Annotated in this window: 20 protein-coding genes and 1 pseudogene; 9 read left to right on the plus strand and 12 right to left on the minus strand. The window is 65.1% G+C overall.

The window, feature by feature from the left end; all coding sequences use genetic code 11:
* Window positions 1-97: 97 nt before the first annotated feature.
* The 3 genes from ATCM_RS09135 to ATCM_RS09145 form a co-directional block, all read right to left on the minus strand.
* Window positions 98-3268 carry a multidrug efflux RND transporter permease subunit gene (locus ATCM_RS09135; RefSeq protein WP_132864224.1) on the minus strand — a complete coding sequence of 1057 codons (3171 nt, stop codon included), beginning with the start codon at window positions 3266-3268 and terminating at the stop codon, window positions 98-100.
* Between the two features lie 110 nt (window positions 3269-3378).
* Window positions 3379-4575 carry an efflux RND transporter periplasmic adaptor subunit gene (locus ATCM_RS09140; RefSeq protein ID WP_132864225.1) on the minus strand — a complete coding sequence of 399 codons (1197 nt, stop codon included), beginning with the start codon at window positions 4573-4575 and terminating at the stop codon, window positions 3379-3381.
* Window positions 4576-4733: 158 nt separating this feature from the next.
* The gene (locus ATCM_RS09145) at window positions 4734-4973 is read right to left on the minus strand and encodes a hypothetical protein (RefSeq protein WP_132864226.1); all 240 of its coding nucleotides are present in this window, start codon (window positions 4971-4973) and stop codon (window positions 4734-4736) included.
* 133 nt (window positions 4974-5106) lie between these two features.
* Here ATCM_RS09145 and ATCM_RS09150 point away from each other — a divergent pair.
* A pseudogene (locus tag ATCM_RS09150) lies at window positions 5107-6051 on the plus strand (LysR family transcriptional regulator); the annotation flags it as partial.
* A 525-nt stretch (window positions 6052-6576) separates the two neighbouring features.
* Here ATCM_RS09150 and ATCM_RS09155 read toward each other — a convergent pair.
* From ATCM_RS09155 to ATCM_RS09170, 4 genes are all read right to left on the minus strand, one after another.
* A complete protein-coding gene (locus tag ATCM_RS09155; protein WP_132864228.1) occupies window positions 6577-7113 on the minus strand; it encodes a hypothetical protein in 537 nt (178 codons plus the stop codon).
* A gap of 276 nt (window positions 7114-7389) precedes the next feature.
* The gene (locus tag ATCM_RS09160) at window positions 7390-8463 is read right to left on the minus strand and encodes a GTPase (RefSeq protein WP_132864229.1); all 1074 of its coding nucleotides are present in this window, start codon (window positions 8461-8463) and stop codon (window positions 7390-7392) included.
* Between the two features lie 95 nt (window positions 8464-8558).
* The gene (locus tag ATCM_RS09165; protein WP_132864230.1) at window positions 8559-8879 is read right to left on the minus strand and encodes a hypothetical protein; all 321 of its coding nucleotides are present in this window, start codon (window positions 8877-8879) and stop codon (window positions 8559-8561) included.
* A gap of 264 nt (window positions 8880-9143) precedes the next feature.
* On the minus strand, window positions 9144-10031 hold the full coding sequence (locus ATCM_RS09170; RefSeq protein WP_132864231.1) for a restriction endonuclease: 888 nt from the start codon (window positions 10029-10031) through the stop codon (window positions 9144-9146).
* A gap of 232 nt (window positions 10032-10263) precedes the next feature.
* Between ATCM_RS09170 and ATCM_RS09175 the strand changes: the two genes are divergently transcribed.
* The 3 genes from ATCM_RS09175 to ATCM_RS19100 all read left to right on the plus strand — a co-directional run bounded on the left by ATCM_RS09175 (window position 10264) and on the right by ATCM_RS19100 (window position 11835).
* The gene (locus tag ATCM_RS09175) at window positions 10264-10743 is read left to right on the plus strand and encodes a VOC family protein (RefSeq protein WP_132864232.1); all 480 of its coding nucleotides are present in this window, start codon (window positions 10264-10266) and stop codon (window positions 10741-10743) included.
* Between the two features lie 201 nt (window positions 10744-10944).
* The gene (locus ATCM_RS09180; protein ID WP_132864233.1) at window positions 10945-11409 is read left to right on the plus strand and encodes a hypothetical protein; all 465 of its coding nucleotides are present in this window, start codon (window positions 10945-10947) and stop codon (window positions 11407-11409) included.
* A gap of 270 nt (window positions 11410-11679) precedes the next feature.
* The gene (locus ATCM_RS19100; RefSeq protein ID WP_165931162.1) at window positions 11680-11835 is read left to right on the plus strand and encodes a hypothetical protein; all 156 of its coding nucleotides are present in this window, start codon (window positions 11680-11682) and stop codon (window positions 11833-11835) included.
* Window positions 11836-11906: 71 nt separating this feature from the next.
* Here the strand turns inward: ATCM_RS19100 and ATCM_RS09185 are convergent, their stop codons facing one another.
* On the minus strand, window positions 11907-13061 hold the full coding sequence (locus tag ATCM_RS09185) for an acyl-CoA desaturase (RefSeq protein WP_132864234.1): 1155 nt from the start codon (window positions 13059-13061) through the stop codon (window positions 11907-11909).
* A gap of 3 nt (window positions 13062-13064) precedes the next feature.
* Window positions 13065-14126 carry a ferredoxin reductase gene (locus ATCM_RS09190; protein WP_132864235.1) on the minus strand — a complete coding sequence of 354 codons (1062 nt, stop codon included), beginning with the start codon at window positions 14124-14126 and terminating at the stop codon, window positions 13065-13067.
* Window positions 14127-14220: 94 nt separating this feature from the next.
* Between ATCM_RS09190 and fabR the strand changes: the two genes are divergently transcribed.
* The gene (gene fabR, locus ATCM_RS09195; RefSeq protein ID WP_132864236.1) at window positions 14221-14883 is read left to right on the plus strand and encodes an HTH-type transcriptional repressor FabR; all 663 of its coding nucleotides are present in this window, start codon (window positions 14221-14223) and stop codon (window positions 14881-14883) included.
* A 74-nt stretch (window positions 14884-14957) separates the two neighbouring features.
* Here the strand turns inward: fabR and ATCM_RS09200 are convergent, their stop codons facing one another.
* Entirely contained in the window at window positions 14958-16061 is a 1104-nt protein-coding gene (locus ATCM_RS09200; RefSeq protein ID WP_132864237.1) for a DUF1615 domain-containing protein, read from the minus strand.
* Between the two features lie 186 nt (window positions 16062-16247).
* Between ATCM_RS09200 and ATCM_RS09205 the strand changes: the two genes are divergently transcribed.
* The 4 genes from ATCM_RS09205 to ATCM_RS09220 all read left to right on the plus strand — a co-directional run bounded on the left by ATCM_RS09205 (window position 16248) and on the right by ATCM_RS09220 (window position 19140).
* Window positions 16248-17228, plus strand: a complete 981-nt coding sequence (locus tag ATCM_RS09205) for a hypothetical protein (RefSeq protein WP_132864238.1) — start codon at window positions 16248-16250, stop codon at window positions 17226-17228.
* A gap of 63 nt (window positions 17229-17291) precedes the next feature.
* Entirely contained in the window at window positions 17292-17804 is a 513-nt protein-coding gene (locus ATCM_RS09210) for an N-acetyltransferase (RefSeq protein WP_132864239.1), read from the plus strand.
* Window positions 17805-17993: 189 nt separating this feature from the next.
* The gene (locus ATCM_RS09215) at window positions 17994-18770 is read left to right on the plus strand and encodes a HipA family kinase (protein WP_132864240.1); all 777 of its coding nucleotides are present in this window, start codon (window positions 17994-17996) and stop codon (window positions 18768-18770) included.
* Window positions 18748-19140, plus strand: coding sequence for a DUF3037 domain-containing protein (locus ATCM_RS09220; RefSeq protein WP_132864241.1), 393 nt, complete (start codon window positions 18748-18750; stop codon window positions 19138-19140). Before ATCM_RS09215 ends, ATCM_RS09220 begins: the two co-directional genes overlap by 23 nt.
* 51 nt (window positions 19141-19191) lie before the next feature.
* On the opposite strand, the gene ATCM_RS09225 is transcribed toward ATCM_RS09220, so the two are convergent.
* Both ATCM_RS09225 and gyrA read right to left on the minus strand, forming a co-directional pair.
* Entirely contained in the window at window positions 19192-20811 is a 1620-nt protein-coding gene (locus ATCM_RS09225; RefSeq protein ID WP_132864242.1) for an acyl-CoA synthetase, read from the minus strand.
* Window positions 20812-21072: 261 nt separating this feature from the next.
* Window positions 21073-23778 (minus strand): DNA gyrase subunit A, encoded by a 2706-nt coding sequence (gyrA, locus tag ATCM_RS09230; RefSeq protein ID WP_132864243.1) that lies wholly within the window; start codon window positions 23776-23778, stop codon window positions 21073-21075.
* Window positions 23779-23977 lie beyond the last annotated feature (199 nt).

Consider the following 23977-nt stretch of genomic DNA (forward strand, 5'->3'; position numbering starts at 1 on the left):
AGAAAGTCGGGAAGGAAACAGGAAGGGAAACAGCCACCGGGGCGGTCACGGCCCCTGCCTTGGCAGGGGCCGTCATCCGTGCCCGGGCAGGTCGGGCTCAATGGTGGATCGTCGGTTCACCGTGCTGGACCAGCTTGCCGCCACCGTTGCGGGTCACCAGCTTGCGCAGGGCCACGTAGAACACCGGGGTCAGGAACAGGCCGAACAGCGTCACGCCCAGCATGCCGGCGAACACCGTGATGCCCGTGACCGAGCGCACCTCGGCACCTGCACCGTGCGAGAGCACCAGCGGAATCGTGCCGGCGATGAATGCGATCGAGGTCATCACGATCGGACGCAGACGCAGGCGGCACGCTTCCAGCGCCGCGTCGACGATGCCCTTGCCGCCCATCTCCAGCTCGCGGGCGAACTCGACGATCAGGATCGCGTTCTTGCACGCCAGGCCCATCAGCACCACCAGGCCCACCTGCACGAACACGTTGTTGTCACCGCCGGTCAGCCACACGCCGAACAGGGCCGACAGCAGCGTCATCGGCACGATCAGGATCACCGCCAGCGGCAACGACCAGCTTTCGTACAGCGCGGCCAGCACCAGGAACGCCAGCAGGATCGCCACCGGGAACACGATGAAGGCGGCATTGCCCTGCGTGGCCTGCTGGTAGCTCAGGTCGGTCCATTCGGTGGTCATGCCCACCGGCAGCACCTGCCCAGCGATCTCGGTCAGCTTGTTCATCGCCTGCGCCGAGGACAGCACGCGCGGGTCGGCCTCGCCGGCCAGGTCGGCGGCCGGGTAGCCGTTGAAGCGCAGCACCGGGTCCGGGCCGTAGGTTTCCTTGATGGTCACCATCGAGCCGATCGGCACCATCTCGCCGCGATCGTTGCGGGTGCGCAGCTTGCCGATGTCCTCCACGCTGTCACGGAACTGGCCATCGGCCTGGGCGATCACCTGCCAGGTACGACCGAACTGGTTGAAGTCGTTGACGTAGGCCGAGCCCAGGTAGGTCTGCAGCGTGTCGAACAGTTCGGTCAACTGCACGCCCTGCGCCTTGGCCTTGACGCGGTCCACCTCGGCATCGAGCTGCGGCACGTTGGCCTGGTAGCTAGTGATCGGGTAGCCCATGCCCGGCGTCTGCATCACCGCGCCCTGCATGGTCTGCACCGCGGTCTGCAGCGCACCGTAGCCCAGGTTGCCGCGGTCCTCGATGAACATCTGGTAGCCATTGCCGTTGCCCAGGCCAAGGATCGGCGGCGGCATCATCGAGAACGCGAAGCCCTCCTTCAGCCCGGCGATCTTCTGGTTGATCTCGGCGTTGATCTCGGCAGCGGTCCGCCCATTGCGCTCGTTGAACGGCTTGAGCGGGATGAACGCCACGCCGGTGTTGGGCGTGTTGGTGAACTGCAGCGCGTTCAAGCCGGGGAACGAGATGGTGTGCGCTACGCCGTCGGTCTCCTTGGCGATCTGCGCGACCTTGCGCAGCATTTCATCGGTACGCGCGATCGACGCGCCTTCCGGCAGCTTCACGCCGGCGATCAGGTACAGCTTGTCCTGGGTCGGGATGAAGCCTGGCGGCACCAGCTTGAAGATCACGCCGGTGCCCAGCAGCAGCACCGCATACACCAGGAACACCGCACCGCGACGACCGAGGATCTTCGACACGCCACGCTCGTACTTCTCCGAGCTGGACTTGAAGAAGCGGTTGAACGGGCGGAACACCCAGCCGAACAGGCGGTCGATCAGGCGGCTCGGGGCATCCTTGGCGGCACCGTGCGGCTTGAGCAGGCGCGCGGCCAGCGCCGGCGACAGGGTCAGCGAGTTGATCGCCGAGATCACCGTGGAGATGGCGATGGTGACGGCGAACTGCTTGTAGAACTGGCCGGTCACGCCGGACAGGAACGCCATCGGCACGAACACCGCGCACAGCACCAGCGCGATCGCCACGATCGGCCCGGACACCTCCTTCATCGCCTGGTGCGCGGCCGCCGTTGGCGACAGGCCTTCCTCGATGTTGCGCTCCACGTTCTCGACCACCACGATGGCGTCGTCGACCACGATGCCGATCGCCAGCACCAGCCCGAACAGGCTCAAGGTGTTGATCGAGAAGCCCAACAGGTACAGCGCGGCGAACGTGCCGACCACCGACACCGGCACCGCGATCAACGGGATGATCGAGGCGCGCCAGGTCTGCAGGAACAGGATCACCACCAGCACCACCAGCGCGATGGCTTCCAGCAGCGTGGACACCACGGCCTTGATCGAGTCACGCACGAAGATGGTGGTGTCGTACACGGCCTCGTACTTCACCCCGGCCGGGAAGGTCTTCTGCATCTGGTCCATCGTGCCGATCACCGCGTCGCGGATCTCCAGCGCGTTGGCACCCGGGGCCTGGAAGATGCCGATGCCCACCGCGTTCTTGCCATCGAGCTGCGAGCGCAGGGTGTAGTCACCGGCCCCCAGCTCGATGCGCGCCACGTCGGACAGCCGCACCACTTCGCCGTCGGCACCGCTCTTGAGCACGATGTCACCGAACTCCTGCTCGCTGCGCAGGCGGCCCTGCGCGTTGATCAGGGTCAGGAACTGGCTGTTGGGCATCGGCTCGGCGCCGAGCTGGCCGGCGGACACCTGCACGTTCTGCTCGCGCATGGCGCGCACCACGTCACCGGCGGTTAGCCCGCGCGAGGCCACCCGGTCCGGGTCCAGCCAGGCGCGCATGGCGTAGTCGCCGCCACCGAAGATCTGCGCGTCGCCCACGCCGGGAATGCGGGTGAGCGCATCCTTGACGTGCAGACGGGCGTAGTTGCGCAGGTACAGCGTGTCGTACTTTCCGTCCGGCGAGGTCAGGTGCACCACCATCAGGAAGGTGGGCGACTGCTTCTGCGTGGTCACGCCCTGCCGGCGCACGTCCTCGGGCAGGCGGGCTTCAGCCTGGGCCACGCGGTTCTGCACCTTCACCGCCGCCGCGTCCGGGTCGGTACCCGGGCGGAAGGTGATGGTCATCTGCAGCACGCCGTCCGAGCCGGCCACCGACTTGAGGTACATCATGCCCTCCACGCCGTTGATGGCCTCCTCCAACGGCGTGGCGACGGTCTCGGCGATCACCTTGGGGTTCGCGCCCGGGTACACCGTGCGCACCACCACCGACGGCGGCACCACTTCCGGGTATTCGCTGATCGGCAGGATCGGCAGCGTGATCAGGCCGGCCGCGAAGATGACGATCGACAACACCGCCGCGAAGATCGGTCTGTCAATGAAGAAACGTGAGAAATCCATGAGGGAAATTCCTTGAAGTAGCCAGCGATGGCGTGCAGCCACCCTGCCCTCGCCCGTGGTGGGCGAAGGCGCGTGGCCGGCACGGCGCCGGCATCAGACGAAACCGGAAATCAGTTCAGCGCGGCGGTCTTCGGCCCGGCCGGCAGGGGCTGCATCGCCACCGGCTTGGCCTGCACCGGCATGCCGGGCATGAAGACCTTCTGCACGCCGTCGACGATCACCTTGTCACCGGCGGCCAACCCGGCCTCGACGATGCGCAGGCCATCGGCGGTACGGCCCAGCTGCACGTCCTTGCGCTGCGCCTTGCCGTCCTTGTCGACCACATACACGTACTTGCGGTCCTGGTCGGTGAGCACGGCCTTGTCGTCCACCAGCATGGCCTGGAACTGGCCACTGCCGAGCAGGCGCACGCGCGCGAACAGGCCCGGGGTGAACTGCCGGTCGGCGTTGTCCAGCAACGCGCGCACGCCGATGGTGCCGGTGCTGCGCACGACCTGGTTGTCCAGGAAGTCCACCTTGCCCTCGTGCGGGAAGCCCTGCTCGCCGGCCAGGCCGATCTGCACCGGCAGGGCCTGGTCGCGCTCGCTCGGCCGCTCGCCCTTGCGCGCCATCTGCGCATAGCGCAGGAAGGTGGCCTCGTCGGCGTCGAAATAGACGTGCACCGTGTCCAGCGATACCAGCGTGGTCAGCACGCTGGCGGCATCGCCGGCCGTGACCAGGTTGCCGGCGGTGACCATCGCGCGGCCGGCGCGGCCATTGATGGGAGCACGCACCTTGGTGAACTCCAGGTTCAACGCGGCCGCGTCCAGCGCCGCCTTGGCGGCCTGCACGTCGGCCGCGGCCTGGTCGGCCGCCGCGCGCTTCTGCTCCCAGGTTTCGGTAGAGATGGCCTGCTGCTCGGACAGGCGGCGGGCACGCTCGGATTCGCTGCGGGCCAGTGACGCCTGTGTCCGCGCGCGTGCCAGTTCGGCATTGGCCTGCTCGTAGGCAGCCTGGTAGGTGCGTGCATCGATCAGGAACAGCACGTCACCCTTCTTCACTTCCTGGCCTTCGACATAGTTGACCTTGTCGATGTAGCCGGACACGCGCGGGCGCAGCTCGACGTTCTGCACCGCCTCCACGCGGCCACTGAACTCATCCCATTGGCTGACCTGCTTGACCAGCACCGGGGCGGCATTGACCTCCGGCGGGGGCGGCATGCCCGCTTCTTCGGCGTGGCCGCCACTGCAGGCGGCCAGTACGGCGATGGCCAATGCGGAGAAGCTGGCCAGCACGACACGTCGTGCGGTGGGGAATCGGGGCGTCATTGCGTTCATGTCATCCATCCAGAACAGGGGGAGAAAGGGAAGCGAAAGAGAAGCTGAAAGCGCGGGTGCTGTGATAAGGCTGTAAGAGAGGGGCCGGCATGCCGGTTGCTGCGCGTGGGGCCGTGCATTGCTTCGCTGGACGCGCGTGGCCGGCGCATTCAGTGTCCCGCCCACGGAAATTTTTCTCCCACCTGCGGGACAAACTGCATCAGTCGGTGCCACATCGCAGGGACAAGGCGCTGTACCCGGCCAACCGGATGCGCAGCCACATCAGCCCCGTCGGGGAAAGCAAACTCCAATGAATTCAGGCTTTTGAACGAAAAACGTGCGCCAGTGATCACGCCTGGCGCGGCTTGGCGGCGGATCCGGCGGAAACTGGGAAGGTGGCGCAGACGCATGGCTGCAAGTCCGATCTGTGCGGAGCTGTGCAAGGTACGCCTCCAATCCATACTTGATTAGTACGGATTCAGGGGAATAATCATCCCGTCGCCGGCACAATCCCGCTGCCGCTCCCCTGAAGAGTCCCCCTCGATGGCCAACGACCTCAACGACACCCTGATCTTCGTCAAGGTGGTTGAACAAGGCAGCTTCACCGCCGCCGCCCGGCTGCTCGGGCAACCCAAGACCACCGTCAGCCGCAAGGTGCAGGAGCTGGAAACCCGGCTGGGCGCACGCCTGCTGCACCGGACCACGCGCCGTCTGGGCCTGACCGAGGCCGGCACCGTCTACTACGAGCATTGCCAGCGCATCGCACGCGAACTGGAGCAGGCCGAGAGCGCGGTGAGCCAGTTGCAGTCCGGCCCGCGCGGCTGGCTGCGCTTCACCGTGCCGTACTCGGTGGGCACCACCTGGATTGCGCCGCTGCTGGGCCAGTTCCAGGCCCAGTACCCGGAACTGCGCGTGGAGATGCACCTGGGCAACGAAACCCTGGACCTGATCTCCGGGGAGATCGACATGGCCCTGCGCATCGGGCCCCTGCCCGACTCCAACCTGGTCGCACGCAAGCTGGGCACGCTGCGCACCCAGGTGTTCGCCAGCCCGTCCTACATCAAGCGCTACGGCGAACCCCGCCACCCGGACGAGCTGCAGTTCCATCGCACCCTGTCCGTGCGCAAGCCGCACAACGCCAACAACCGCTTCACCTGGCCGCTGGCCGAGGCCGGCGGCGAGATGCGCGAGTTCGTCGTCAATCCGCTGTTGCTGGCCAACGACCCGGCCGCGCTGAACAGCATGCTGGTCGCCGGCGAAGGCCTGATGCTCAGCAGCGACGTGATGGCCAAGCCCTACGTCGAGTCCGGCATGCTGCGCCGCGTGCTGGCCGGCTGGACCGGCCCGGAGTACGACTTCAACGCCGTGTTCGCCGGCGGCGGCATGGTCTCGCCCAAGGTGCGTGCATTCATCGACTTCCTGGTCGAGAAGCTCAACTTCGACGTCAACTACATGCTGCTGCAGTGCCCCAACGCCGGCCGGCTGGCCGAGCTCATCGAGCCCTCTAAGCCGCGCGGGCTGGAACTACCCGACGGCCGCGTGCTGGAAGTGCTGGAAGCCTGACCCGCACGGCAAGCAGTCATCGTCTGCCTAAGCACGCCTGCCCTGACGCAGGCGGCCTCGGCCGGCGAACGGATGCCAGCCGAGGTGGATACAGCGTCGGTGTCGCCCGGCTGACATGGTTGGCCCGTAGCCACCATGCCTCCCTGCCGCCGGAACCATGGTTTCCGGCAATGGGTCCGGCAACGCATCGGGCACAGCCCCGGGAGACGATGCGCCATGCTGGCCAGCACGAGTGCCGCTCAGGCATTAGGGTAGGTTGCGGCCTGGGTGTGTTAGCAGGCGCTCGTTTCAGCGGCAGATGATTTCTGGTAAGGCCGCAGAACTAATGGGTTGCAAATCGCACCGTTTAGAAATGACGCGGATGTCCGCTTTCGGCCAGAAGCGGAAGTTCAACGCCTGAATTAAGCCGACCCGCGGAGCGGGTTCGGCTTGAATGAATTGTTAGACGGCCTACCGGGTAGCACCAGACACATAAGCCGTCGCTTGAGCAAGCTTTTCCTCTACGATCCCGACCATGATAAGTCCCTGGTCATGGGCGGTCAGGTCGTCCTCCATAAGTGCGCGGTATCTGGCTTGATGGTGAACAAGAGCATGAATGCCGCGCCGTTCATCCCATTCCGAAACCTCATGCCATAAAGCGGCGCATTGTCGTATTGACCCTTCAATGCGCGGAAGATACTCCGTGAACAAGTTTGTGTAGCTGTGGAGCAGTGTCTGCGCAGGCGGGGGCGCCGCTTCAAAATTGGCTTTCAACGCGCCGATCTTGATTCGGGTCTTTTCTAGTATCGCCTGATTCTGCGTAATCAGCTGGAGCAGCTGCGCTCTTTCGCGCGCGAAAGAGATACTTAGTTGCTCATCATATGTTTTGCGTGCATGTGAAAGCGACTGGTGGCCAACGTATGACGCCCAGACTGCTGCTGCAAGACTCAACGCGCTAACCACTAGGGCTAGGACAGCGATCCAGGTTGAGGAGTTCCAATCTTCCATGGACGTCTAACTACCTAATAGACGGACCCTTGGGTCCGGTTATACGACTTATCCACAAAGCACCGTATGGCGGGCTTTCCCCTTGATACAGCTCGATCTTAGGGCCGCTGGGTCCGGCTAACAAGCCAACGTATAACCAGACCTAGCGCTAGACCAATGGCCGCTATGGGTCGCATGACGCCCTGCGGCCAGGAGCGGGCATCTGTCAAACGTCAGAAATCAGCCGCGCCGTGAAACGGCGTCGGCTTGAATGAACTGTTTGACGGTTCCCGCAGGTTAGTTCATGCGCATTTTCTCCTTCAATCTTTCGCCAATGTCTGACGCGCTTGGAGTAGCGTCAGGATTATCTGCGAAGATCTCCGCAAGAACGGCAATATAAGCCTCACCGAGGCCGACAGTGATTGCACTTGCTGTTGCAGCAGAAATAGCGCCGCCTGCGACCGTGCCAAGGCCAGGAAAGAACTTCATGACATTTACAACAATGGTTCTACCTACAAAGGTTGCGCCACCTACGCCAATCGCCGACGAAACTAATGTGCTTAACGTGCCTTTTGATAACTCCAATCCAAACACAGAAGTGATGCCAGCGATCATGCCGATCTGGATGGGGGCAAGAATAGCGGCATCAGAAAACGGAATTGGACTTGCCCCCGCGGCGGCAGCGGCAGTTGCTGCACCAGCAACAATCTTGTGTGCTTGCCCTTTTGTGTAGCTTAGATTGGCCCTCTGTGCTGCCGCCAAGGCCCGCCGCTTTCCCTCAGGGATAACCTCCGACGTCAGCTCTACAAGGCTCTCAAGCCCCATGGTGCCTAGGATATGTCCATCGTCCATCTCTTCGGAAATTGCACGGACGCGAACTACATTCCTTGACTCTGGAAGCAAGTCGAGCACCTCGTTCCTGAAGCCATTGTCGCTTCTAGCTTTTGTTATGACGGTAATCAGTGGGACATGCTTTGCGAGCATGTTGTGCAGGTCAACTTCCGCGCTTTCAACGCGCCTTCCATCTTCCTGAATACAAAGCCAAGCAGCATGAATGTGACGATTTGAGTCCTTGTCGTTACTCCTGTCCTTAATAACTTTATCTAGCTCGGAAAGCGTCTCCTTGAACTGAGACATCTCTAGCCCGCGCGTATCGAATATTGTTATGGGGACACCATCTCGGGATATCTCTCTCGTGTTCTGCGTCACTGGACGACCCTGCCCAGTTTCCGCCAGCTGCTGCTGGAAGACGGCGTTGATCAGCGTACTCTTTCCTACGCCAGATCGACCCGCAATGAGAATGTTTATGTGTCCGCGCTCGGTCGTAGCCTTTTGAATGGCTTCTTTAAGCAGGTCATCAAGATTAGTCATGGCTTGTTCTTGCCTCAACGAGCAGCAATGATTGAATGGTCGCAACGAAGTTAAGCGGTTCCGCGTAATGGGTTCGAATCAAGTGAATTGCTAGTTCACTCTGCGAGCGCCTTACGAATTTTATCCAGCTTCGCGTGATTTTCCTTGTGGTCGTTGTAGAGATGCCAAACAAGCTCATGGAGTTCAGACGCGATTTCTAGGCGATCCTTCTTCGACTTGCTTGCCGCAACGTCGTCGATTCGCTTTGTGATCATCCTCTTTACGCCGAGAGCAGAGCGCTTCCCGGCACCGTAGACCTCAACATAGACATCCCAATACGAGAGTTGAGGGAAGTACTCTTTACGAATTGCAGCGATTTTTTTCCCCTCTTGCGCCAAGCGCTGCATCTTTTTTGAGTCGGCCTTGCTGATCTGCACAAATACTCCTGCTGTTGAAGTGAGCTACGCAACTCTTTCCAGGCATACAAACCAACTATTAGCTGCCCCAATCGCCGACGATACGACTTAGCTACATCGCATGGCGGGCTATCCCCTCGGTCAGGCTAGATACTAGGGCGACAAAGTCCGTCTAACAAGCCGATGATGACCAGATCCATGGATGACATTGGCTGGGACTAAAACTGCGGTCCTTCTATACGATGTCCGCTATGGGTCAAAAGCCGACAAACCATCCCCACCGCCCTACTCATCCCCCGCCAGAAACCAAACCGGTTTCAGCGGCAGCCTGCGCCGCGCACCATCGTCCAGCTGGCCATAATGTCGCGTCCACAGATCCACCAGCTGATTGGCATCGATCAATGTGATTCGGCGGTGGCTTTGCCGCGCTTCCAGGTCGGCATCCTTGGTGAAACCTGACAGGGCCACGAACAGGCCCACGTCGCCCTCGCCCAATACCGCCATGAAACTGCGCAGCCCCATGACGTCGATCCGGGGAGAGTTGGCATTGCGCTTGACCTGCACCTTGATGCGCGGCGGGCGGGTGCCCAGTGGGTCGTTGTAGGCAATGACGTCGACGCCGCCGTCCTTTCCGGGCGGTGCGATCCATGCGACGTGGTAACCCATCGCGATGAGCAGGGCCCCGACCAGTTCCTGGAACTCATACGGCGGCATGGCGGCCAGGTGGGCCTCGATCTCGGCCCATGCCATTTCCTCGGCCTGCTCGAGCGTGATACTGGCCGATTTCTCCACGGCCTCATCGTCGCCCTCCTCCACCTCCGCGACCGGCTGGGCCTTCTTCCACTTGTGGTACAGCCGCACCGCCTCGCGGTAGAACTGCTCGCCATCGGGATACTGCTGCAGCGCCTGCACGCCTTCGCTGGTCACCGTCCAGATGCCCTTGTCCTTCACCAGCCAGCCGGCCTTGACCGTGTCCACGGTGGCGAAGCGCACGATCTTCTCGAAGCGCCGTCCACCGGTGGGGTAATCACCTGCTTCGTAAGGTGTCAGCTGCACCTGCGCGGCCAGAGCGGCCAAGGCATCACCGGCCTTCATGCCGTCCGGCTGGGCCTGCAGGATGCCAAACAGCTTGTGTATCAGTTGGCCGGTTCGGGCCTTGGTTACTTCCGCCATCCTTTCCCCCGTGGACTCCTGTCCGGTTGCGGCACCCGTCCGGAAATGCGTTTCCGGCTGAAATGCGTTTCCGGCGCCGGCGCGTGTGGTTGTTTTCCCGGATTCTAGCCGGGGATCTGGCTCGAGCGCGGGTCGGCCGCCTGGCCTGCCGGATTCACGGCCCAGGCCACGCCTACGACGCGGGTTGAAGGGTTGCTGTGGTATGCCGGGGGCCCGTTGATGGAGGTTTGCCATGAACAGCAAGAACACGATCTGCCTTTGGTATGACGGCACGGCGCTGGAGGCGGCCACGTTTTATGCCGCCACGTTCCCCGACAGCAAGGTGAATGCAGTGCATCGCGCGCCGGGGGACTACCCCGCCGGCAAACAGGGCGACGTCCTGACCGTGGAATTCACGGTGATGGGCATCCCCTGCCTGGGTTTGAACGGTGGCTCGGCCTTCAAGCACACCGAAGCGTTCTCGTTCCAGGTGGCCACCGATGACCAGGCCGAAACCGACCGGCTATGGAATGCCATTGTCGACAACGGCGGCCAGGAGAGCGCCTGCGGCTGGTGCAAGGACCGCTGGGGCCTGTCGTGGCAGATCACACCGCGCGTGCTCAGCGAGGCCATCAGTGACCCCGACCCGGCCGCGGCCAAGCGGGCGTTCACCGCGATGATGGAGATGACGAAGATCGACATCGCCAGGATCGAGGCGGCACGCCGGGGGTGAAGCACGGGATTGGATCGGTTGGCGCGTTTGTTCCCGCGACGCACACGCGCTTCGCGGCCATGGCTGCCCCTACGGGAAGTGGGGGTGGCTTCCCAGGATGACAGACGGGGTTTTCCCGGCGGCAACGACGTTCCGGGCGGGCAAGGTGGCGATGGCCGCGGCGAAAGCGGCCATCCCCTTGATCGAAAAGGACGACCGACGATGCAGAACCTGAGTTCCCTTCGTTTGACCGACAAGCAGTTGAGCGCATTGGATGCCGCACTGACCGAGCTGGAGGCACAGCTGGTGGGGCTGGTGGCGATGTCCGCCGCGCAGCGCAAGAAGCTCTCGCGCATGGGCAGCAAATCCGAAGCCTTCTGCCGGCAGACGTTGCATGTGCTGGCGCAGAACCCGCAGGTGGTACCGGCGACGTTGAGCATCGCCGAGGCCCTGTCCGACCTGGACACGCTGGACCGCCTGCGTCCCCGCCTGCAGCGCATCCTGCGCCTTGCCGAACGGGCCTCCGATACCGACATCGCCCTGCGCAGCGACGTGATGCGCTGCGCCCTGGACGGTTACGCCCTGCTCAAGGTGGCCGGTCGCAACCAGGGCCTGGAAGCCCTGCGGCGCAATCTGGGCAGCCGCTTCTCCAAATCCTCGCGCGGCGGCAGGTCTTCCCCTTCGTGAAACCGTACTGACGGGGCTGCCGTCATCGCCCTAGCACTCGACCACAAAGAGGCCGCCCACGGGCGGCCTCTTTCTTTGGCAGGAAGGTTGCGCGCCCGGGCGTCGTGTCACCGGCCCTGCCCTTCATTGGCCCGGCCAGTGCTTCAACGGTCAACGTGTCGGCCTCTCGCGTGGCGCTTGAAGCGGCATGGGCCATGCTCCCGGTGGCAGACTTGCCACATGTGCTTGCCGCGCGCACCTTCAAGGGGCATGGATGCCGTTACGAGCGCCATGGATGACGAAAAAAGCGGCATCGTCACCGGTTCATTCGCCACCGCTGACGAAAAGGGCGGCATCGCTGCCGGTGTGAGCGGCACCGATGACACAACTCACGGCACGAGCGGCGCTTCCGGGGCAATCAACGCCCCGCTTTGGTGCGTGGCTTAGGACGCATGCGAGATTACGGCCGCTGACGAACGCTGGCTTGGGGGATTACCAGGCGTTGGCGATTTCGCGGACTACGCCGCGCCCACCGATGGCGCATTGCCAGGCTGCTCGGCGGGCTCGGCGACTACCAGCGGGCGCTCCGGGGCCGGGCGGCTCGGGAAGGCGTGACGCAGGATGCGCCAGACCACCTGGCCGAACTGCTTCGGCAATGAGCCGGTGTTGTAGTGCTGGCCGTAGCGGGCGCAGATGGCCTTCACGTCCACCGCCATCGCGGCATACCGGTTGGCGGGGATGTCGGGATAGAAGTGGTGCTCGATCTGGTGGCTGAGGTTGCCGGTCATCACGTCTAGCAACCGGCCGCCGGCGAGATTGGACGAACCGCGCAACTGGCGCAGGTACCAATGGCCGCGCGTCTCGTTGCGGATGCAGTCCTTGGGGAAGGTTTCGGCGTCGGCGGTGAAGTGGCCACAGAAGATCACCACGTACGTCCACACGTTGCGGATGACGTTGGCCAGCAGGTTGCCCAGCAGCACCGGCAGGAAGAACGGGCCGGCCAGTGCCGGGAACAGCACGTAGTCCTTCAGCAGTTGCTTGAGCATCTTGCGGCGCACCGGCCTGGCCTGCGCCCACAGCTGCCGCAGCGTGACCTTGCGGTTGAGCAGGCGGCCCACGCGCAGGTCCTGTATGGCGATGCCCCACTCGAACAGCAACGCGAACACCACCGCCACGAACGGCTGCGCCAGGAAGAACGGGTGCCAGCGCTGCTCGGGGAAGATGCGCAGCAGCCCGTAGCCGATGTCATCGTCCAGCCCGCGCACGTTGGTGTAGGTGTGGTGGCGGAAATTGTGGGTCTTGCGCCAGTTCTCGGCGGTGCCGACGATGTCCCACTCGTAGGTCTTGCCCTGCAATGACGGGTCGCCCATCCAGTCGTACTGGCCATGGATGACGTTGTGCGCCAGCTCCATGTTCTCCAGGATCTTGGACAGCGCCAGCAGCACCACGCCGGCAATCCAGGCCGGCACCAGCACGCTGTGCACGAATGCCCCCAGGAACAACAGCGTGCGCCCGGCGACGCCGGTCCAGCGCACGGCCGCGACGATCCTGCGGATGTAGCGCGCGTCAGAGGCGCCCAGCGAAGCCAGGTGCCTGGCGCGCACCGCATCGAGTTCATCGCCGAAGGCCTGCAGTTCGGCCGCGGACAGGGTGCGGTTGTGCACGGAAGACATCGGTTACAGCTCCAGGGCGAGATCGGTACTGGCGCTGTTGACGCACAGCTTCAGCGGGGTGGACGGTTCGGCGGCGTAGTCGCCGGTCAGCGTATGCCGGGTGATGCCGGACACCTTGTCGCAGACGCAGGTGTTGCAGATGCCCATGCGGCAACCACTGGCCGGCTGGATGCCCTCGGCCTCCAGGGCCGCCAGCAGGGGCTTGCCGCGCGGCAGCGTCAACGTGCGACCGGTCCGCAGCAGCTGTACCTGCACACTGCCCTGCTCGATGTCCGGCAAGGCCGGTTGGCTGAAAGCCTCGCTTTCAAACTGGGCAACCTGGCCCTGCAGACGTTGCCGTGCCGCTTCAACAAACCCGGCCGGCCCGCAGGCCAGCACCCGCGTGGCCGCCGGTGCATCCAATGCCGCGAAGTCGTGCGCATCCACGCGCGTCGCCGGCGCGGTCGCATCGCGGGTCAGCAACAGTTGCAGGCGGAAGTGCGGATGGCGGGCGGCAAGCGCCTGCAGCTCCTCGACGAAGCACAGCTCCTCGCGGCGACGCGCCCAGTACAACAGGTCCACGGCCACCGGCATGCCCTGCGCATCCAGCGCCTGCAGCAGCGAGCGCATCGGGGTGATGCCGCTACCGGCGGCCAGCAACAACAGGCGCTGGCCCGGATCGGTGCGCAGGGTCATCTCACCAAAAGCCTGGCCCAGCGCGATCACGTCGCCTGGCCGGGCATTGCGGGTCAGCCAGGTGCTGGCCTTGCCATCGGGGATCGCCTTGACGGTGATGGCCAGGCGCCCATTGGGCAGGACGGTCGGGCTGTAGCTGCGGGTGACCAGGCGGCCATCCACCTCCACGCCGACGTTGATGTGCTGGCCCGCCTGCACCCCGGCGAAGTGCCGGTTGGGCTGCAGCTCCAGGGTTACCGCATCGGCGCTGGCGGCGTTGCGGGCCACGACACGCGCCAACGGGCGGCGCAGCGTCCACAGGCGATTGACGCGGGTAGACCAGAAATCGAAGAAGCCCTCGCTCAGCCAGGGGATCTGGGGGGGCGTGGCATTACGGTAGACAGCACTCATGGCGACGAACTATACGGCCGAGCATACAGCTGTGTATACACTCGTATATTCACCATACCGGCTATGATTCACGAATCCGTCCATCCTGCCCGCGATGACCCGTCCCGATCAGCCCTTGACCCACCACGACGACCAGCACCCGGCACGCAAGGCTTCGATCTCGCGCGACGACCTGCTGGCGGCGGCGTTGGCGCTGATTGGCCCGCATCGCAGCGTGTCCACGTTGAGCCTGCGCGAGGTGGCCCGCGAAGCGGGGATCGCCCCGAATTCGTTCTATCGCCAATTCAGGGACATGGACGAGTTAACCGTGGCCCTGATCGACCTGGCGGGCCGCTCGCTGCGCACCATCATCGGCCAGGCCCGCCTGCGTGCGGCCGACAGCAACCGCGGCGTGATCCGCCTGTCGGTGGAAACCTTCATGGAGCAGCTGCGCGCCGACGACCGGCTGATGCACGTGCTGCTGCGCGAAGGCACCGCCGGCTCGGACGCCTTCAAGCAGGCGGTGGACCGCGAGCTCAACTATTTCGAGGACGAGCTCAAGGTGGACCTGGTGCGCCTGGCCGCACTGGACGGCGCCACGCTGCATGAGCCCGCGCTGGCCGCCAAGGCCATCACCCGCCTGATCTTCGCCATGGGCGGCACCGCCATGGACCTGCCGGAAGAGAAGGACCCGGAGCTGATCGAGCAGATGTCGCAGATGATCCGCATGATCATCACCGGCGCACGCGTGCTGGGACGCAACCCCGTCCGCGCCTGAGCGGCGCAGCCTTGCCCACCTGCCGGCAGGCCACCACCCTCGCCTGCGGCAACACCCACCCGAACCTGCCACGGTCAGCGCTGCAGGCACTCCCGGTAACGTCCGTCCACGCGGTTGGCGAACCACTCGGTGGTCAGCTCGCGGGTGATCTTGGGGCTGTCCAGGCGGATGCCGGGGATCACCGCGCGCGGCAACGGCTTGCCGGCCCGGGATTCGGCCAAGGCGAACACGCGCTGGTGCAACGGGCTCTCGCTGAAAGCCAGTTGGTCCGCCTGCTCCAGCGCCCGCCGGATGCCCCGCTCGTCCATTCCCAGCGCCGCGCCCAGCTGCCGCACGGCACGCTCGGTCTGGCCCGGCGCATCCAGCGGCGCCCCCGGTGCCAGCAGGTCACCATCCAGCGCCAGCGCCTGCCCGGTGGCAACCGCCACCGCGTTCTGGAAGGCCGCATTGCGGCTGGCATACCAGCCAGCGTTGTAGTCGGCGAACCGGTGCACCTTGCGGGTATATGGCGTTTCATAGCCCAGCAGGTGCATCGTGCCGAAGTACACGCCACCGCGCCGGCTGAACACCTCGTCGCGGATACTGGCCTGCACCGGGTACGGATACCCCTGGGCATGCGCCTGCGCGAAGGGGATGCTGACCTGCATCGCGCCACCGGTCTGCACCGGGTTCTTGCCGGCGAACAAACGTTGCCCCAGCGGCACGCGGTCGATGATCTCCTCATACAGGCGGCTGAGGTCACGCTCGGTACGTACCCCGGCCAGCTTGTCACCGTAGCTGCGGCCATCGGTTGCCTTGATCCGCAGGCCGGCATCCACCAGCAGGCCCGGGACATGCAACGCCGAGGCACGCCGGTCGATCTCCTGGCGCGCGATGCGCGGCAGGTTGGCGACGGCCGGATCGGCGCGATACCCCGACTCCTGCTCGATCACCGCCAGCACCGCGCAGATGTTCTCGGCGTTGGGGGCAATGCGCTGCGCGGCGAAGGCCGCCTGTATGTCCGCCGCCCAACCGGCACGGTCCGCGGTCCGCGCAGGGATGCGACGCTCGATCTCGTTGCGCACCACGTCCGCCGGCGGCCCCGGGGCGGGCGCCGGCACCGTGCTGCAGGCAGCCAGGACGCCCATCGCAACCGCCCCCAGCAGGACACGGTGCAGGGGCAGCGGCAAGACGGGCATGAAAGCGGCATTCACAGCGGGCATCCCGGGTACATGATGGTCGAACTCAGCGTGCGTGCAATGCCCGGCACAGTACGTTGCCGGCCCCCACTGCGCCACAGCGCCGTCTTCATGATCGCCGCCGCACTGTACGGGTGGCGCTCGGCTGCGGTATCTATAGCGCTCGTGTTCCCACGGATGGACCGCATGACACTTCCGCACACCCGCCCCCGCCCCCGCCTGCGCTGGCTGGCCGCCGTCGCGGGCGTCCTGATCCTTGCCGGTTGCGGTGAGAAGACCGAGCAGGAGCAGCTGGAGGCATTGCGCGACAGCCTGACCTACACGCAGTACCGGCGCCTTTCGCACCACGGCTTGCCCGCCTCCTACAACGCCTGGCGCGAGGGCATGCGGATGGCCGGCAGCGAGCCCACGCCTGAGCTGACGCCCGATACCGAATGCATGATCCATGGCCTGCTCGGCTACAGCGCGCTCAGCGCCGACCGCAGCACCATCGCCATCGCCGAATCGGACATCGTCGATGCCCTGCCCGCCTGCAGGGATTACGCGCAGATCAGCGCCGCCCTCCGCTCGGTGGCCTTCCACCGGCGGGAATGGCCGCAACTGGCCGAACAGCAGAGCGAGTTCGCGATCAACGGCGGCAAGACGCTCGACGCCGAGCAGGCCACCGAGGCACGGATGCGGATGCTGATCGTGCATGCCGCGTTGGGTTACAAGGCCATCACGGACAAGCGCTGGGACCGCGCCCAGGTCCATATCGATGCGATCGCGCTGAGCCTGAAACAGCCGTGGCTGTCGGAGCTGGGGCGCGCCGGGCTGGCCATCAACAACGGCGACGTGCGTGAAGGGCTGTTGATGCTCAAGCGCCTGAGCGAGAACCCGCAGGTGCCGCCGGAAGCGCGCGCCTATCTGGGGGAACTGATCGGGCAGATCGAGGCCGAGACCGGCGACGTCGATTCCAGCCTGTGGATGGCCCGGGTGTTCACCAAGGTGGTCTGGGGCGAGATCAAGCGGCACGGGCCGGATGGGCTGGCCAGCCTGATGGAGTTCGTTGACCAGCAGAGTGCGAAGGTCGACCAGTTGATGGGCGACGGCAAGGGCATGCTCGACGGCTGGTGGCAGTCGGCCAAGGAACACCTGCGCAGCGACGGCAAGTCGTTCGACGACTGAGCCGCGCCTGTTTTCTTTCTTCCCGGGACGGTCATCCGCCCCGCAACGTTCTGGATGCATGGCATGACGTTTCATATCCGCGACGAGCAACCCGCCGACATCGACGCGATCCACCGCCTGACCGAGGCTGCATTCGCCGAGGCGGTCCATTCCAGCCATACCGAGCAGTTCATCGTTGCCGCATTGCGTGCGGCCGGGCAGCTGACGGTGTCGCTGGTGGCCGAGGAGCACGGCGCGCTGATCGGGCACGTCGCGGTATCGCCGGTGGTGCTGTCATCGGGCGACGCCGGCTGGCATGGCCTGGGGCCGATATCGGTCCGCCCGGATCGCCAGGGCCAGGGGATCGGTGCGGCGTTGATGCGGACGGCGATTGATCGCCTGACGAGACTGGGCAGTGCCGGCTGCGTGCTGCTGGGGGAACCGGGGTACTACGCACGGTTCGGCTTCAAGGTAGTTCCGGAACTGGAGCTGCCGGGGGTTCCACCGGCGTACTTCCAAGCACTGCCGCTGGCCGGCACCGTACCGGCGGCGCAGGTGCACTACCACGCGGCATTCGAAGCAACAGCATTCCCATAGGAGCGGCCTCGGCCGCGAAGCCACGACTCCTGCAGTCTCGCAAATCTACCCCTCCCCTTCGCTGCGCGAAAGGGAGGGAGCGCAGCAACGCCGCGCGTCCCGCACCCATCGACGCACCCCACCCGGTCACCGCCACTGCGCGCCCGATACGCTAGGCTTGTCGCCCCAACGCCAGCAACGGCACACGTCTTGAGAACCGTCCACGCAACCCGCTACATCACACCGCTGCGCGAAGGGGGATCCCTGCCAGCCGTGATCGAGGCCGACGACGATGGCATGTACGTCATCAAATTCCGTGGCGCCGGCCAGGGTCCGAAGGCGCTGATCGCCGAACTGGTCGCCGGTGAACTGGCCCGCGCGCTTGGCTTGCCCATCCCGGAGATCGTCCTGGTCGAACTGGACCGCGAATTCGCGCGCACCGAACCGGACCCCGAGATCCAGGACCTCATCCGCGCCAGCGAGGGCACCAACCTGGGCAGCGACTACCTGCCCGGTGCGATCAACTACGATCCGGCGGCGATGCAGCCCGATGCCGAGCTGGCCTCGCGCATCGTCTGGTTCGATGCCTACACCAGCAACGTGGACCGCACCGTACGCAACCCCAACCTGATGGTCTGGCACCGCAAGCTGTACCTGATCGACCACGGTGCCGCGCTGTACTTCCACCACGACTGGGAGAACGCCGGCGAGGCCTGCGCCAAGCCCTTCGTCCTCATCCGTGACCATGTGCTGCTGCCCTTCGCCAAGGACATCGCCGGCGCCGACCGCGCACTGGCCCCGCTGCTGACCGATGCGGTCATCGACGACATCGTCGCGTTGATCCCGGATGCCTGGCTGCAGGGCGAGCCGGCGTTTGCCGATGCCGCCAGCTACCGCAAGGCCTACGCCGATTACCTCAAGCGCCGCCTGCAGCTGCGGGATGCATTCGTACAGGAGGCCATCCGTGCCCACGCTGCACACGTATGACTACGCGGTGATCCGCGTCGTGCCGCGGGTCGAGCGTGAGGAGTTCATCAATGTCGGCGTGATCGTGTCCTGCCCGAGCGCCGGGCACCTGCAGGCGGCCATCGAGATCGATGAAGCACGCCTGCAGGCGTTCGCCCCGCAACTGGACCTGGTGGCATTGCGCCCCTGGCTGGACGCCATCGTCGCCATCTGCGAAGGCCGCGCCGAAGCCGGCCCGATCGCACAGCTGCCGCCGCGGGCACGCTTCCATTTCCTCACCGCCAAGCGCAGCTCGGTGGTGCAGACCTCGGTGACCCACGTCGGCCGCACCCGCGAACCGGCGGGCATCGTCGAGCACCTGCTCGAGCGGATGGTGCGCGTACCGCGCTGATCGCCGGCACGTGCACGCCAGGACAATGGCCCGCATCACGCGGGCCATTGTTCATTCGGCGTCCGTCAGGGCGCGCGCGGCATCGCGCAGTGCGAACTTCTGCACCTTGCCGGTGGCCGTCCGCGGCAGCGGCCCGAACACGAAACGCTTGGGCACCTTGAAGCCGGCCAGATTCTGGCGGCAATGCGCCAGGGCTGCGTCCGGGCTGAGGTCCAGTTCGTCCTTCAACTCGACGAAGGCGCATGGCGTCTCGCCCCACTTCGGGTCCGGCCTGGCCACCACGGCCGCGGCGAGCACCGAAGGGTGGCGGCACAGCACGTCTTCCACTTCCAGCGAGGAAATGTTCTCGCCGCCGGAAATGATCACGTCCTTGGAGCGGTCACGGATCTTCACGTTGCCGTCGGCATACACCACAGCAAGGTCACCGGTGCGGAACCAGCCACCGGAGAAAGCCGCATCGGTGGCGCGGGGGTTCTTCAGGTAGCCCTTCATGGTGATGTTGCCGCGGAACATGATTTCCCCGACGCTGGCGCCGTCCCACGGCACCGGCTGCAGGGTATCGGGGTCCAGCACCTGCATGTCTTCCTGCAACAGGCAGGCCACGCCCTGGCGACTGTTGAGCTCGGCGCGTTCGTCGATGGGCAACTGCGCCCACTCCGGCTTGGGCTGGCAGATCGATGCAGGGCCGTAGACTTCGGTGAGGCCGTAGACGTGGGTGATCTCCACGCCCATCCGTTCCATCTCTTCCAGCACCGCCGCCGGCGGCGCGGCACCGGCCACCTGCCCCTTCACGCCGGCAAGCCCCTGCTTCAGTTCCTCCGGTGCCGCCGCCAACGCGGCATGCACCACCGGTGCACCGCAGTAGTGGGTGACGCCATGTGTGCGCATCAGCTCCAGCACCTGCTTGCGGTCGAATCGCCGCAGGCAGACCTGGGTGCCGGCGACGGCAGCCATCGTCCACGGGAAACACCAACCGTTGCAGTGGAACATCGGCAGCGTCCACAGGTAGACCGGATGCGGCGGCATGCCCCAATCGATGATGTTGGCCACCGCGTTCAAGTAGGCGCCGCGATGGTGATAAACCACGCCCTTCGGGTCGCCGGTGGTGCCCGAGGTGTAGTTCAGCGCGATGGCATTCCATTCGTCGCCGGGCAGGCCGTAGGCGAACGTCGGGTCACCGGTTTCCAGCAACGCTTCGTACTCGATCTCGCCAAGGAACTCGCCTTCCTCGATGGCCGCATCGTCCACGTCGATGACCTGCGGTGCCTGCCGGCACAGCGCCAGCGCCCGCTTCATCACCGGCGAGAACTCGCGGTCCACGAACACCACCTTGGCCTCGCCGTGGTCCAGCATGAATGCAAGCGTTTCCGCGTCCAGGCGGGTGTTCAGCGTATTGAGCACGGCACCGAGCATGGCCGGGGCGAAATGCAGCTCGATCATCGCCGGCGTATTGGGCAGCAGCGCCGCCACGGTATCGCCTTCGGCCACGCCCATGCGCTGCAATGCCGACGCCAACCGACGGCAACGCGCCTGCACCTGGGCCCAGTTCAGGCGCCGCTCGCCATGCACCACCGCCAACCGCTGCGGGTGCACGGTAGCCGCCTTGCGCAGGAAGCTCAGCGGCGACAACGGCGTGTAGTTGGCCTGGTTGCGGCCAAGATCCTGGTACATCGAGGGGCCCTCTCTCCGGTGATGTGCCGGCAGAGAGTCGGGCAGGACGCGGGGGTTTGTCGCTGCGACCTTAGTCGCAGGGAATTGGCTCATTGCTGCCGGACGGCCCGTCCTGCCTTGGCGTCCGCGCCGGAGGTGGCCTCTGCGCAGGCCTGGCGCACGCGCCTTTCGTCCTTCGCGGCGCAGGCCCGCAAGCGGCGTTCCCGCAAAAAGAAAGACGCCGGCAAGCCGGCGCCCTTCTCACTCCAACCGCTGCGGCGATCAGGCTTCCGGCGTGGCCGGTGCCGTTTCATCCGCCGAGGTGTTGGCCTCATCGTCGAGCACGTCCTCACCGTCGTCCAGCGAGGCATCCAGGCGTTCGACGGCCTGCAGCTTCTCGCCCTTGGACAGGCGGATCAGGGTCACGCCCTGGGTGTTGCGGCCCACGCGCGAGATTTCCGAGCCACGGGTACGCACCAGCGTGCCGCCGTCGGAGATCAACAGCACTTCATCGCTGGTGCCCATCAGCACCGCACTGACCAGCTTGCCGTTGCGCTCGCTGGTCTGGATGCCGATCACACCCTGGGTGCCACGACCCTTGCGCGGGTAGTCGGCCAGCGGGGTGCGCTTGCCGTAGCCGTTCTCGGTCGCGGTCAGGATGTAGCGGATGCTGGCATCGTCGCTGCCGTTGTCGACGATCTCGCCGCCATCGGTTGCCACTTCCTCGACGTTGCTGCCCTCGTCCTCGTTCTCGTCCTCGGCGCCGCCGGCGCTTTCGGCCACGATCAGGCTGACCACTTCCTCGCCGTTGGCGAGCTTGATGCCGCGCACACCGGTGGCGGTACGGCCCATCGAGCGGACCCGGTCCTCGCCGAAGCGGACGGTCTTGCCGTTGGACGCGAACAGCAGCACGTCGCGCTCACCATCGGTCAGGCCGACGCCGACCAGCGCATCGCCCTCATCCAGGTTGATGGCGATCTTGCCGCGCGCCAGGCGGAACGCGAATTCGCTCAGCGGCGTCTTCTTGACCGTACCGTTGCGGGTGGCGAAGAACACGAAGTGGTTGTCGTCGTACTCGCGCACCGGCAACACCGCCTGCACGCGCTCGCCGTTCTCCAGCGCGATCCAGTTGATGATCGGGCGGCCGCGCGCGGTCGAGCCGGCCTCCGGCAACTGGTGCACCGGCAGCCAGAACACCTTGCCCGAGCTGGTGAAGGTCAGCAGCGTGTCGTGCGTATTGACCAGCCACAGCTGTTCGATCGAATCCTCGTCCTTGGTCGCCGCCGCACTGCGGCCACGGCCACCGCGACGCTGGGCGCGGTAGGCACTGACCGGCTGGCGCTTGACGTAACCGGCGCGCGACAGCGTCACCACCACGTCTTCCGGCGCGATCAGGTCGAGGATGTCGAGGTCTTCCTCGCTGTGGCGGATCTCGGTGCGGCGCTCGTCGCCGTACTCGGCCTTGATGGCGACCAGTTCCTCGCGGATGACCTGGCGCAGGCGCTCCGGGTCTTCCAGGATCTCGATCAGGCCGGCGATCACCACCAGCAGCTGGCGGTATTCCTCGGTCAGGCGGTCCTGCTCCAGCCCGGTCAGGCGGTGCAGGCGCATTTCCAGGATCTGGGTGGCCTGGACTTCCGACAACTGGTAGTTGCCGTTGACCAGGCCGATGCCCTTGGGCAGGTCTTCCGGGCGCGACGCCTCGGCGCCGGTGGCGGCCAGCAGCGAGCCCACCAGGCCCGGCTCCCACACCTTGGCCAGCATGCGCTCCTTGGCCTCGCCCGGGTTGGCCGACGTCTTGATCAGCTCGATCATCTCGTCGATGTTGGCCAATGCAACGGTCAGGCCTTCCAGCACGTGCGCGCGGGCACGGGCCTTGCGCAGTTCGAAGATGGTGCGGCGGGTAACCACTTCACGGCGATGGCGGAGGAAGGACTCCAGCATCTCCTTGAGGTTCATCAACTTCGGGCGGCCGTCGACCAGCGCCACCATGTTGATGCCGAACACCGACTCCATCTGGGTCTGCTGGTACAGGTTGTTGAGCACAACCTCGGCAGACTCACCGCGCTTGATCTCGATGTAGATGCGCATGCCGTCCTTGTCGGACTCATCGCGCAGCTCGCTGATGCCTTCGAGCTTCTTCTCCTTGACCAGCTCGGCGATCTTCTCGATCAACCGCGCCTTGTTCACCTGGTACGGGATCTCGGTGACGATGATCGACTCGCGGCCATTGTCGGCCACTTCGATATCGGCCTTGGCACGGATGCGCACGCGGCCACGGCCGGTGCGGTAGCCGGCGATGATGCCGGCGGTGCCATTGATGATGCCGGCGGTCGGGAAGTCCGGGCCCGGGATGTATTCCATCAGGCCATCAACATCGATCGACGGGTCGTCGATCAAGGCGATGCAGGCACTGATGGACTCCGCCAGGTTGTGCGGCGGGATGTTGGTGGCCATGCCCACCGCGATGCCGGCCGAACCGTTGACCAGCAGGTTCGGGAACCGGGTCGGCATGACCGTCGGCTCCAGTTCCTTCTCGTCGTAGTTGGGCTGGAAATCGACGGTTTCCTTGTCCAGGTCGGCGATCAGCTCATGCGCCAGGCGCGACATGCGCGCCTCGGTGTATCGCATGGCCGCGGCCGAGTCACCGTCGATCGAACCGAAGTTACCCTGGCCGTCCACCAGCATGTAACGCAGCGAGAACGGCTGCGCCAGACGCACCAGCGTGTCGTACACCGACTGGTCGCCATGCGGGTGGTACTTACCGATGACGTCACCGACGATACGCGCCGACTTGTAGTAGGGCTTGTTGCTGTGCGCGCCCAGTTCGTTCATCGCGAACAGGACACGGCGATGGACCGGCTTGAGGCCATCGCGTGCATCGGGGAGTGCGCGTCCGACGATCACGCTCATGGCGTAATCGAGGTAGCTCTTGCGCATCTCGTCTTCCAGTTTTACCTGGATGATTTCCTTGGCTGTTTCTGCCATTCGGGTTCCGTTGTCTGGTGACGATCCCGTCCGGTGGAGTGGCCTTGGAGGCAACCCCGCCGGAGCCTTGAATCAACCGATGGAGTCTATCACAGACGGGGGTTTTACCGGAACAAATCAGGAACTTAGGCGCCGCTTTCTGGACGATGCCGGCGTGCCGCGCCGGCACGGGAAACACCACGGAGCCGAGCCATGCTCC

The organism is Stenotrophomonas sp. ATCM1_4 (genome assembly GCF_004348115.1).
In the GTDB taxonomy this organism is placed as follows: Bacteria; Pseudomonadota; Gammaproteobacteria; order Xanthomonadales; family Xanthomonadaceae; genus Stenotrophomonas; species Stenotrophomonas capsici.

What these genes read in the sequence shown, in the direction of transcription:
- ATCM_RS09135 (WP_132864224.1), bottom strand. Translation starts at nt 3,268, where the DNA reads ATGGATTTCTCACGTTTCTTCATTGACAGACCGATCTTCGCGGCGGTG.
- ATCM_RS09140 (WP_132864225.1), bottom strand. Translation starts at nt 4,575, where the DNA reads ATGACGCCCCGATTCCCCACCGCACGACGTGTCGTGCTGGCCAGCTTC.
- ATCM_RS09145 (WP_132864226.1), bottom strand. Translation starts at nt 4,973, where the DNA reads ATGCGTCTGCGCCACCTTCCCAGTTTCCGCCGGATCCGCCGCCAAGCC.
- ATCM_RS09155 (WP_132864228.1), bottom strand. Translation starts at nt 7,113, where the DNA reads ATGGAAGATTGGAACTCCTCAACCTGGATCGCTGTCCTAGCCCTAGTG.
- ATCM_RS09160 (WP_132864229.1), bottom strand. Translation starts at nt 8,463, where the DNA reads ATGACTAATCTTGATGACCTGCTTAAAGAAGCCATTCAAAAGGCTACG.
- ATCM_RS09170 (WP_132864231.1), bottom strand. Translation starts at nt 10,031, where the DNA reads ATGGCGGAAGTAACCAAGGCCCGAACCGGCCAACTGATACACAAGCTG.
- ATCM_RS09175 (WP_132864232.1), top strand. Translation starts at nt 10,264, where the DNA reads ATGAACAGCAAGAACACGATCTGCCTTTGGTATGACGGCACGGCGCTG.
- ATCM_RS09180 (WP_132864233.1), top strand. Translation starts at nt 10,945, where the DNA reads ATGCAGAACCTGAGTTCCCTTCGTTTGACCGACAAGCAGTTGAGCGCA.
- ATCM_RS19100 (WP_165931162.1), top strand. Translation starts at nt 11,680, where the DNA reads ATGGATGACGAAAAAAGCGGCATCGTCACCGGTTCATTCGCCACCGCT.
- ATCM_RS09185 (WP_132864234.1), bottom strand. Translation starts at nt 13,061, where the DNA reads ATGTCTTCCGTGCACAACCGCACCCTGTCCGCGGCCGAACTGCAGGCC.
- ATCM_RS09190 (WP_132864235.1), bottom strand. Translation starts at nt 14,126, where the DNA reads ATGAGTGCTGTCTACCGTAATGCCACGCCCCCCCAGATCCCCTGGCTG.
- fabR (WP_132864236.1), top strand. Translation starts at nt 14,221, where the DNA reads ATGACCCGTCCCGATCAGCCCTTGACCCACCACGACGACCAGCACCCG.
- ATCM_RS09200 (WP_132864237.1), bottom strand. Translation starts at nt 16,061, where the DNA reads ATGCCCGTCTTGCCGCTGCCCCTGCACCGTGTCCTGCTGGGGGCGGTT.
- ATCM_RS09205 (WP_132864238.1), top strand. Translation starts at nt 16,248, where the DNA reads ATGACACTTCCGCACACCCGCCCCCGCCCCCGCCTGCGCTGGCTGGCC.
- ATCM_RS09210 (WP_132864239.1), top strand. Translation starts at nt 17,292, where the DNA reads ATGACGTTTCATATCCGCGACGAGCAACCCGCCGACATCGACGCGATC.
- ATCM_RS09225 (WP_132864242.1), bottom strand. Translation starts at nt 20,811, where the DNA reads ATGTACCAGGATCTTGGCCGCAACCAGGCCAACTACACGCCGTTGTCG.
- gyrA (WP_132864243.1), bottom strand. Translation starts at nt 23,778, where the DNA reads ATGGCAGAAACAGCCAAGGAAATCATCCAGGTAAAACTGGAAGACGAG.